The sequence below is a fragment of the Pseudorhizobium sp. NPDC055634 genome, assembly GCF_053618655.1.
In genome coordinates this window covers 97893-107286 of sequence record NZ_JBSHHW010000010.1, presented here as the reverse complement: position 1 = coordinate 107286, position 9394 = coordinate 97893, and the positions used below count along the sequence as shown (strand labels likewise).

General features: G+C 67.0%; 10 protein-coding genes. 6 read left to right on the top strand and 4 right to left on the bottom strand.

Annotated elements, in window-relative coordinates; translation table 11 throughout:
- Positions 1 to 198: 198 nt before the first annotated feature.
- Positions 199 to 1185, bottom strand: coding sequence for a polysaccharide deacetylase (locus tag ACWGPT_RS16490; protein ID WP_452606713.1), 987 nt, complete (start codon positions 1183 to 1185; stop codon positions 199 to 201).
- Between the two features lie 127 nt (positions 1186 to 1312).
- Between ACWGPT_RS16490 and ACWGPT_RS16485 the strand changes: the two genes are divergently transcribed.
- The 3 genes from ACWGPT_RS16485 to der all read left to right on the top strand — a co-directional run bounded on the left by ACWGPT_RS16485 (position 1313) and on the right by der (position 4131).
- Positions 1313 to 1897 (top strand): NnrU family protein, encoded by a 585-nt coding sequence (locus ACWGPT_RS16485; RefSeq protein WP_452606712.1) that lies wholly within the window; start codon positions 1313 to 1315, stop codon positions 1895 to 1897.
- Positions 1898 to 1995: 98 nt separating this feature from the next.
- Positions 1996 to 2667 carry a tetratricopeptide repeat protein gene (locus ACWGPT_RS16480; protein WP_452606711.1) on the top strand — a complete coding sequence of 224 codons (672 nt, stop codon included), beginning with the start codon at positions 1996 to 1998 and terminating at the stop codon, positions 2665 to 2667.
- A gap of 36 nt (positions 2668 to 2703) precedes the next feature.
- Positions 2704 to 4131, top strand: coding sequence for a ribosome biogenesis GTPase Der (gene der / locus ACWGPT_RS16475; RefSeq protein ID WP_452606710.1), 1428 nt, complete (start codon positions 2704 to 2706; stop codon positions 4129 to 4131).
- Positions 4132 to 4143: 12 nt separating this feature from the next.
- On the opposite strand, the gene ACWGPT_RS16470 is transcribed toward der, so the two are convergent.
- From ACWGPT_RS16470 to ACWGPT_RS16460, 3 genes are all read right to left on the bottom strand, one after another.
- Positions 4144 to 5205 (bottom strand): glycosyltransferase family 4 protein, encoded by a 1062-nt coding sequence (locus tag ACWGPT_RS16470; protein WP_452606709.1) that lies wholly within the window; start codon positions 5203 to 5205, stop codon positions 4144 to 4146.
- Between the two features lie 183 nt (positions 5206 to 5388).
- On the bottom strand, positions 5389 to 5706 hold the full coding sequence (locus ACWGPT_RS16465) for a hypothetical protein (RefSeq protein WP_452606708.1): 318 nt from the start codon (positions 5704 to 5706) through the stop codon (positions 5389 to 5391).
- Between the two features lie 90 nt (positions 5707 to 5796).
- Positions 5797 to 6708 (bottom strand): sugar kinase, encoded by a 912-nt coding sequence (locus tag ACWGPT_RS16460; protein WP_452606707.1) that lies wholly within the window; start codon positions 6706 to 6708, stop codon positions 5797 to 5799.
- Positions 6709 to 6869: 161 nt separating this feature from the next.
- On the opposite strand from ACWGPT_RS16460, the gene bglA reads away from it, so the two are divergent.
- The 3 genes from bglA (at position 6870) to ACWGPT_RS16445 (ending at position 9389) form a co-directional block, all read left to right on the top strand.
- Positions 6870 to 8522, top strand: coding sequence for a beta-galactosidase BglA (gene bglA / locus ACWGPT_RS16455; protein WP_452606706.1), 1653 nt, complete (start codon positions 6870 to 6872; stop codon positions 8520 to 8522).
- Positions 8523 to 8606: 84 nt separating this feature from the next.
- Complete coding sequence (locus ACWGPT_RS16450; protein ID WP_452606705.1) at positions 8607 to 8822, top strand: tautomerase family protein; 216 nt, start codon at positions 8607 to 8609, stop codon at positions 8820 to 8822.
- Positions 8823 to 8993: 171 nt separating this feature from the next.
- Positions 8994 to 9389, top strand: coding sequence for a (R)-mandelonitrile lyase (locus ACWGPT_RS16445; protein ID WP_452606704.1), 396 nt, complete (start codon positions 8994 to 8996; stop codon positions 9387 to 9389).
- Positions 9390 to 9394: the final 5 nt, after the last annotated feature.

Below are 9394 nucleotides of genomic sequence, written 5' to 3'. Positions count from 1 at the left end.
GCAGTGCCTCGGGCATCACCGGTGCCGAGTCTCGACCCAAGCGGGTGACCGGTTCGCGACCCGGCATCCCCTTCCGATGACGCAGCCATTATCGCAGCATTGACGCCCGCGGGGATGAACGGCAAGGCGGACGGGCGTCATGTCATTGAAAGTGCAGGGGCGAAAATTTCCGGAGCGGGAAAATCATCCCCGCTTCGGTCAGGGGCCCGAGCCCTCGGCCTCGCCGCGCAACTGGAGTTCGCGGATCGCCTCCGCATAGGTGACGCAGCCGACGTCGGCCCGGGTGCAGACCTCGGCGACGAGGCGCTCCATGGCGCGCCAGTAGGCGCCGCCGTTCATCTCTACGAAATGCAGGCCGATCTGGAGCGGGATGCGGTCGCCCTCGTACTGGCGGTCGAAGGCGGCGCGGAAGGCGGCATAGGCGCGTTCCTCGAATTCCGCCGAGCGACTCCTGTTCTCGACGCCGGCGGAATGGCGGATGAAGAGATTGTAGTCCATGGCGATGATCGGCCGGCTCTTCGGGCCCTCGGGAATGAGCGGCAGGCCGAAGGCGAGGACGCCTTGCCGTTCCGTCGGCATGAGAGGCCCCTTGGTGACGGTGCTCGCGTCATAGACGAAGCCGTGGCCGCGCTCGGCCGCAAACAGGCTGTCGGGGGCGGAGAGATAGGGCGCGCGGAAGCCCGTCATGCCGGCGACGAACTCCTTCCAGCCTTCCGGTTCCTCTGCCGCCGCGCCGTTGTCGGACCAGGCGTCGGCGAGGATGCGGCGGAAGCTCTTCATCTCGGCCTCCCAGTCGGAGACCGACCAGTCGGCGCCGTCGAAATGGCCGCAGGTATGGCTGGCGATCTCGTGGCCTTCGGCATGCGCCTCCCAGACATGGGCGAGACGCCGGCGTGCCTCCGCGCGGGTCTGGGCGAAGCCGATGTTCGAGCGTCCGGCCTTGTGGTGGGGCCCCTTGTAGCGGGCGGCGTCCTCGCGGGCGATCACCAGCGAACAGGAGAGGAAGTAGGTGAAGCGGACGTCGGAAGTGCGGGCGAAATCGCGGCTGCGCTGCCAGAGTCCGTTGTCGCCGCCGCCGTCGAAGGAGACGAGCAGGAGCTGGCGGGGCCGGTTCTCCTCGCCGGCGTTCGAAAGGGTGGAAAGGCCGACGAAAAGGACGAGGCAGGCGAAAAATCGATAAAGCATGGAGACCGCACTGGAAGGAAGGAATGCCCTTGTGTGGCGCGAATGCGGCGAAGCTTGGGAGAGGCTGGCAGGTTGTCGCTTTTGCGGTTAATTCGACGAAAGCGATTCATAGCAAAGGGGACGCCTCATGCTCCTGCTCGTCATCAGCCTCATCCTGTTCCTCGGCATCCACCTGACACGGGTGATCGCGCCGGGCTTCCGCGCCTCGGTCATCGCCGCCCGGGGCGAGCGTGCCTGGACACTCGGCTATACTGTCGCCAGCATCGCGACCCTCGTCCTGGTGATCTACGCCTTCGGCGAGGCGCGGCAGGAAACCGGCGTCCTCTACACGCCGCCGGTCTGGATGGCGCATCTAGCCTCCCTCCTCATGCTCGTCGCGATGATCTGTCTCGTGGCGAGCCTTCTGCCGCCCGGCCATATCGCTGCGAAGACCAAGCACCCGATGGTGCTGTCGGTGAAGATCTGGGCTTTCGCGCACCTGCTCGCCAATGGCGAGACCGCCTCGGTCATCCTGTTTTCGGCCTTTCTCGCCTGGGGCGTGGTGCTGAGGATCGCGCTGAAGCGGCGGGAACGGCGCGGCGAACTGGTGCGCCGGCCGTTCGTATCGGCGCGCTACGACGCGCTCGCGGTGGGGATCGGCGCGGTGGTCTACCTGCTCTTCATCTGGCGGTTGCATGTCTGGCTGATCGGCGTCCAGCCGCTGCCGATCTAGGAATCGCCGCCACACCCCTTACATCAAGCGGAAAATGCGCTAGAAGGCGCCTTTCCGCATGATGGACGAAGATGGGCCCTGCGGGGCCGGAGACTTTGATGGCGCACGACAACGACAGCTTTATCCGCGAGGTGAACGAGGAACTGCGATCCGACCAGTTCAGGATCGCCTGGGGCCGCTACGGCAGGATCGCCATCGGCGTGGCCGTCGTCATCGTGCTGGCGACCGCCGGCTATCGCGGCTACGAATACTGGCAGCACCACAATGCCTCGGAATCGGGCGACCGCTTCCTCGCGGCGCTGAACCTCGCCTCCGAGGGCAAGCATGACGAGGCGCTGGCGGCCTTCCAGTCGCTCGAGCAGGACGGCACCGGCGAATATCCCGTGCTGGCGCAGATGCGCGCGGCGGCCGTGCTTGCCGAGAAGGGCGATACGGCCGGCGCCGTCAAGGCGTTCCAGGACGTCGCTGCCCGCGGCTCCGCGCCGGACGCGCTGCGCGACGTCGCACGGCTGCGCGCCGCCTGGCTGATGATCGACACCGGCACCTATGAAGAGGTTTCCGCCCAGGCGGAAGTGCTGACCGGCGGCACCCACGCGCTGCGCAATTCCGCCCGCGAGGCGCTCGGACTGGCCGCCTACAAGGCGGACGACATGGTTCGGGCCAAGGAGTGGTTCCAGGCGATCGCCAACGATGCGACGGCGCCGCGCAACATCGCCAACCGGGCCCAGATCATGCTCGACAACATCGCCGCATCCGGCAAGGCGCCCTAAGTTCCCGCACGAGGGAAGGGCTGAAGGAAAATACGCATGAGCTTCACCGTCGCGATCGTCGGACGCCCGAATGTCGGCAAGTCCACGCTGTTCAACCGGCTGGTGGGCAAGAAACTCGCCCTGGTGGACGATACGCCCGGCGTGACGCGCGACCGCCGTCCGGGCGACGCCAAGCTCATCGACCTCAGGTTCACCATCATCGACACGGCGGGGCTCGAGGAGACCGGGCCCGACACGCTGGAGGGCCGGATGCGGGCCCAGACCGAAATGGCGATCGCCGAGGCGGACCTGACGCTCTTTGTGGTCGATGCCAAGATGGGCCTGACGCCGCTCGACAAGACGTTCGGGGAACTGCTGCGGCGCAGCGGCAAGCCGGTGGTGCTGGTCGCCAACAAGTCGGAGGCGCGCGGTTCGGACGGCGGCTTCTACGACGCCTTCACGCTCGGGCTCGGCGAGCCGGTGCCGATCTCGGCCGAACACGGCCAGGGGATGATCGACCTGCGCGACGCGATCGTCGAGGCGATCGGCGAGGAGCGAGCCTTCGGCGACGAGGACGACGAGGCGGTGACCAATGTCACCGTCGCGGCTTCCGACGTCGAGGGCGACGAGGACGAGGATGCCGTGCCGGCCTATGACGAGACGAAGCCGCTCCGGGTGGCGATCGTCGGCCGTCCCAACGCCGGCAAGTCGACGCTCATCAACCGCTTCCTGGGCGAAGACCGGCTCCTGACCGGGCCGGAAGCCGGGATCACCCGCGACAGCATTTCGGTCGAGTGGGACTGGCGCGGCCGCACCATCAAGATGTTCGACACGGCCGGCATGCGCCGCAAGGCGCGCGTGCAGGAGAAGCTCGAAAAGCTTTCCGTCGCCGACGCGCTGCGGGCGATCCGGTTCGCCGAGACGGTGGTCATCGTCTTCGACGCGACCATCCCCTTCGAGAAGCAGGACCTGCAGATCGTCGATCTCGTGCTGCGCGAGGGGCGCGCCGCCGTGCTCGCCTTCAACAAGTGGGACCTCGTCGAGGACACGCAGGCCGTGCTGGCGGACCTTCGCGAAAAGACCGAGCGGCTCCTGCCGCAGGCGCGCGGCATCCGCGCCGTGCCGATCTCCGGCCAGACGGGCTACGGTCTCGACAAGCTGATGCAGAACATCATCGACACCGACCGGATCTGGAATACGCGCATCTCGACGGCGAAGCTCAATCGCTGGCTCGAGGGTGTCCAGGTGCAGCATCCGCCGCCGGCGGTTTCCGGCCGTCGCCTCAAGCTCAAGTACATGACGCAGGTGAAGGCGCGCCCGCCGGCCTTCATGATCTCCTGCACGCGGCCCGACGCCGTGCCGGAACACTACCTCCGCTACCTCACGAACGGCCTGCGCGCCGATTTCCATATGCCGGGCGTGCCGATCCGAATCCATCTCAAGGCTTCGGAGAACCCGTTCGAATCCAGAAAGAAGCGCCGCTAGCGGGACATCCGTTCAGGCGCCCGAGGGGCCGATGCGGGCAGAGCGGCGAGCAAGCGCCGCCCGCCCGACATTGTCCAGGAACTGGCGGGTGGCGGCCTCCCAGGTGAAGGTCCGCGCCAGCGCGCGGGCGTTCTCCCGCGGGCATTCCAGCGCCGCGAGACAGGCTTCGCGAAGATCCTCGCGGAGAACGCCGGCCCTGCTTCCCTCCTCTATGATGTCCACCGGACCGGTCACCGGATAGGCGGCGACGGGAACGCCCGATGCCAGCGCCTCCAGGATGGTGTTGCCGAAGGTATCGGTCCTAGACGGGAAGACGAAGACGTCGGTCTGCGCATAGGCTTCGGCAAGCTCGGTGCCGGTCAGCATGCCGGTGAAGAGCACGTCCGGATAGCGCCGCTGCAACTCGGCGCGTGAAGGCCCGTCCCCGACGACCACTTTCGAGCCGGGCAGGTCGAGGCCGAGAAAAGCCGGCAGGTTCTTTTCCGGCGAGACCCGGCCGACGGTGAGGAAGATCGGCCGCGACAGGCCGAAGGGCCTGTTCGACATCAGCCGCGGATGGAACATGCCCTGGTCGATCCCCCGGCTCCAGCGCCGCTGGTTGCGGATGCCGAGACCAGCAAGCTCACGCTCCAGGCTCGCGGTCGCGACCATGCAGACGCTGCCGGCATTGTGGAACCAGCGCACGAAGGCCTGGACGCAGCGGATCGGAACGGGAAAGCGCGCCGCAACATATTCCGGAAACCGCGTGTGGTAGCTCGTCGAGAAGGAGATGCCGTTCTCCAGGCACCAGCGCCGTGCCAGGAGCCCGAGCGGACCTTCCGTGGCGATATGGACCGCATGGGGCGCCGAGGCCTCGATCTCGCGGGCGACCTGGCGGTAGGTCGCGACCGACAGGCGGATCTCCGGATAGGTGGGGCAGGGGATGTTGCGGAAGGTCTGCGGCGTGACCATGGTGACGTGAAGGCCCATGCGCCCCAGATGCAGCCGGGTATTCTGGAGCGAGCGGACGACGCCGTTCACCTGCGGATGCCAGGCATCGGTGACGATCGTGATCCTGTCCATGTCGGCCCCCATGGCGACGAGATGGCGACGGGACGGTGCGGGTGGCGGCGACCTATGCCGACTCAGCCGCAGCGGGGCGTCATGGACTGAATGGTTGCCGCGGGATTGTAACAGGGGGATGTCAGGGGCGAAGGGCGGGGAAGGAAGGATTGCCGGGAAGGCCGCGCGCGGCGATCTTCCCGGCCGATGGCGGGATCAGCAGTTGGCGGGCTTTTCGGCGTTCTGGGTACCGGCGGTGGTCGCCGTACCCGTGCCGGCCTCGTTGTCCGGCGCGCAGTTCGTCGTACCGGCGGCGTTGTCGCTGCCGCTGCCGACACCGGCTCCGCTGCCGCTGCCCGACCCGGTGTCGGTGCTTTTGCCGGCATCGGAGGTGGAGCCGGAGCCGGTGCCTGAGCTGGAACCGCTCTGGCCGCCGGCGCTGCCGGAACTGTCGCCGCTGCCGCTGGTCTGGGCCATGGCGCCGGTGGCGAGGCCGATGGAAAGGACCGCGACGGTCAAGAGCTTGCTGTTCATGAGATTTCCTCCGTTGGGGTCGGCGGATGCCGATTTTCGCGGAGATAGAACCCGGGCGGCGGCAATATGTTTCCGCGCGCCCGGAGGGTATCAGCCCGGCAGGAGCGCGGGGCTGATCAAAGCGCCGTGATGGCCGATTACGACGGAGGCGACTGCCGCGCCGTATGCGGCGGCCTCTTCCGGCGAGGCGCCGCGCACGAGGCCGGACAGGAAGCCGCCGTTGAAGCTGTCGCCGGCGCTCGTGGTGTCGACGACCTGCGGCGCCGTGACGGCGGGCACGTGGGTGGCGGGGCCGCCGAAGCTCAGCGTCGCGCCGTGTTCGCCGTTCTTGACGACGACGCCCTCGACGCCGAGGCCGTGATAGCGGGCGATGGTATCCTCCACCGAGGCGTCGCCGAAGTGGGCGGTCTCGTCGTCGAAGCTCGGCAGCACGAGATTGGCGGCGCGGGCGCCGTCGCTGATCGTCCTCAGCATGGTCTCGCGGTCGGACCAGAGCCGCGGGCGGATGTTGGGATCGAAGGCGACGCGCTTGCCGGCGGCCCTGGCGCGGCGAAGCTCCGCGAGCAGCGTGTCGTTGGCCTCGGGCGTCAGGATGCCGAGCGTGATGCCGGAGAAGTAGACGATGTCGGCGGCCTCGATGCAGCGGCGCAGGTGGTCGGCGTCATCGGCAAGCCGGCGGGCGGCTGCGGTATCGCGCCAGTAGCTGAAGGTGCGTTCGCCGTTCCGGAGCGTGATCAGGTAGAGGCCGGGGGTGCGGCCGGGGATGCGGCGGATCGCTTCGGTGCCGATCCCGGCGCTCTTCATGAAGGAGAGCATTTCCGACGACATCGGATCGTCGCCGAGGGCCGTGAAGTAATCGACGTTCCATTCGGCGGGCAGGCAGGCGCGGGCATACCAGGCGGCGTTGAAGGTGTCGCCCGCAAAGCCGCGGCGCAGCAGGCCTTCGCCCGCCTGCGACAGTTCGACCATGCATTCCCCGATCGATAACAGACGTCCCGCCACGCGCGTTCTCTCCCCTCAGTTGTGAGGTCCCCGCAATATTCCGAACTTCCGGCCAAGGCAAGCTGGCGGGCCCGCACTCAGGTACGCGTTGCGGCGAGGGGTTTGTCTTTTTGCACCATGGCTCTAGGTTGCGTTCGCGGATCAGGATCAGGAGGTTGACGATGGCAAGAGGCGCAAACCGGGTAAACGATGCCGACTGGTGGCGCGGCGCCGTGATCTACCAGGTCTATCCGCGCTCTTTCCAGGATACCAACGGCGACGGGATCGGCGACCTTGCGGGCATTACCGAGCGCCTTGCCTACATAGCCTCGCTCGGCGTCGACGCGATCTGGCTGTCGCCCTTCTTCACCTCGCCGATGGCCGACATGGGCTATGACGTCTCCAACTACTGCGACGTCGACCCGATGTTCGGCACGCTCGAAGACTTCGACAGGATGATGACGGAGGCGCACCGGCTGGGGCTGAAGGTGATCATCGACCAGGTGATCAGCCACACGTCCGACAAGCACCCGTGGTTCATCGAAAGCCGCGCAAGCCGCACCAACGGCCGAGCCGACTGGTATGTCTGGGCCGATCCCAAGCCGGACGGGACGGCGCCGAACAACTGGCTGTCGATCTTCGGCGGCCCGGGCTGGGAATGGGACGGGGTGCGCAAGCAATACTACATGCACAATTTCCTGAGCGCGCAGCCGGACCTCAACTTCCACAATCCGCAGGTGCAGCAGGCGGTGCTCGACGCCGTCCGCTTCTGGCTGGAACGCGGGGTGGACGGGTTCCGGCTCGACACGGTGAACTATTATTTCCATGACCAGCGGCTGCGCGACAACCCGCCGATCGTCTACGACGCGGAGACGGCCGGGCTGGAATCGGACACCAATCCCTATTCGATGCAGAACCACCTCTACGACAAGAGCCAGCCGGAGAACATCGAGTTCCTGAAGCGGCTGAGGGCGCTGATCGACAGCTATCCGGACCGCACGACCGTGGGCGAGGTGGGCGACGGGCCGCGTTCGCTGACGACGCTTGCGATCTATACCAGCGGCAAGGACAAGCTGCACATGTGCTACACGTTCGACCTTCTGGGGCCGGCGTTTTCCGCCCGCTTCATCCGCCGCGTGGTCTCGACCTTCCAGGATACGGTGGCGAACGGCTGGGTATGCTGGGCCTTTTCCAACCACGACGTCGTGCGGCACGTGACGCGGTTCGCCGAGACGCCGGAGGAGCGCGAGCGGGTGGCCAAGCTTGCGATCAGCGTCCTTTCGACGCTGCGTGGCTCGATCTGCCTCTACCAGGGCGAGGAACTGGGGCTGACGGAGGCGGAGCTTACCTTCGAGGACCTGAGGGACCCCTACGGCATCCGCTTCTGGCCGGCCTTCAAGGGACGCGACGGGTGCCGGACGCCGATGCCCTGGGAGGTCCAGAAGCCGCATGCCGGATTTACCGAGGCCGGACGTTCGTGGCTGCCGCTGCCGCCTGAGCATGTCTCCGCCTCGGTCGACGTGCAGGAACTCGACCAGGAATCGGTGCTGCACCACTACCGGCAGACGCTCGCCTTCCGAAAGGCGCACCCGCCGCTCTTCGACGGCGAGATGACGTTCGTCGACACCCACAATCTCGACCTTCTTGCCTTCATCCGGGAAAAGGACGGGGAGCGGCTGCTCTTCGTGTTCAACCTGACCCGCGAGGCGCAGGATTTCCCGCTTTCGCCGGCGATGCGCAACTGCCTGCCGATCGCCCTGCCGGGGTTTGCCCCGGAGGTGGAGGCGGGCGTCGTGAAGCTGGCGGCGCTCGACGCCTTTTGCGGGAGAATCTGACGGCGCGCCCCCGACAAGGCGGCGGCGTCCGCCGCCATGGCCGTCACCGCCAGCAAGCTTGACCTTTCAAAGGAGGAGACTGCCGTGCCGATCGTCAGAGTCGAAATCGCCAAGGGCATTGCAAGCGCCGACCAGAAGCGGGCGGTCATCCGGCGGATGACCGAGGTCCTGGTCGAGGAGCTGGGCCGCAATCCGGAATATATCTTCGTCGTGATCGACGAAGTGGAGACCGACAACTGGGGCCGCAAGGGACTGTCGCTCACCGACCTCTGGCAGCAGCGGCAGACCGAGACGCCCTAGGCGGGAACACGCCCGCGCAGGTGACGCCGGAAGTGGCCGGTTTCGCGGGCCTTCCGCCCTTGCCTTCGCGCCGTCATGCACCAGATATCTCCGCACCCGTCAGGGAGGCTGGCGGGGCTCTCTCCTCAGAGTGGCGTGTGTCGTCAGTCGCAGACCAGCAGGAGAACACCCATGGAAATCTTCAGGGCCGAGAGCCGGCATTCCGTTTCGGGACCGGCTGACTGGTTTACCGGGACCGTCCAGGTAGAGACCCTCTTCAATCCCGCCTTTCCCGACCGCGTCCAGGGCGCGAGCGTGACCTTCCAGCCGGGGGCACGCACCGCCTGGCACACGCACCCGCTCGGCCAGACGATCGTGGTGACGGCGGGATCTGGTCGCGTGCAGCGCTGGGGAGGGCCGGTCGAGGAGGTCGGTCCGGGCGATGTCGTCTTCTTCGCGCCGGGTGAAAAGCACTGGCACGGGGCCGGGCCGGACGCGGCCATGACCCATATCGCGATACAGGAGGTCGAGAACCGCAAGGTCGTCGACTGGATGGAAAAGGTGTCGGACGAAGAATACGGCGCCTGAATGTC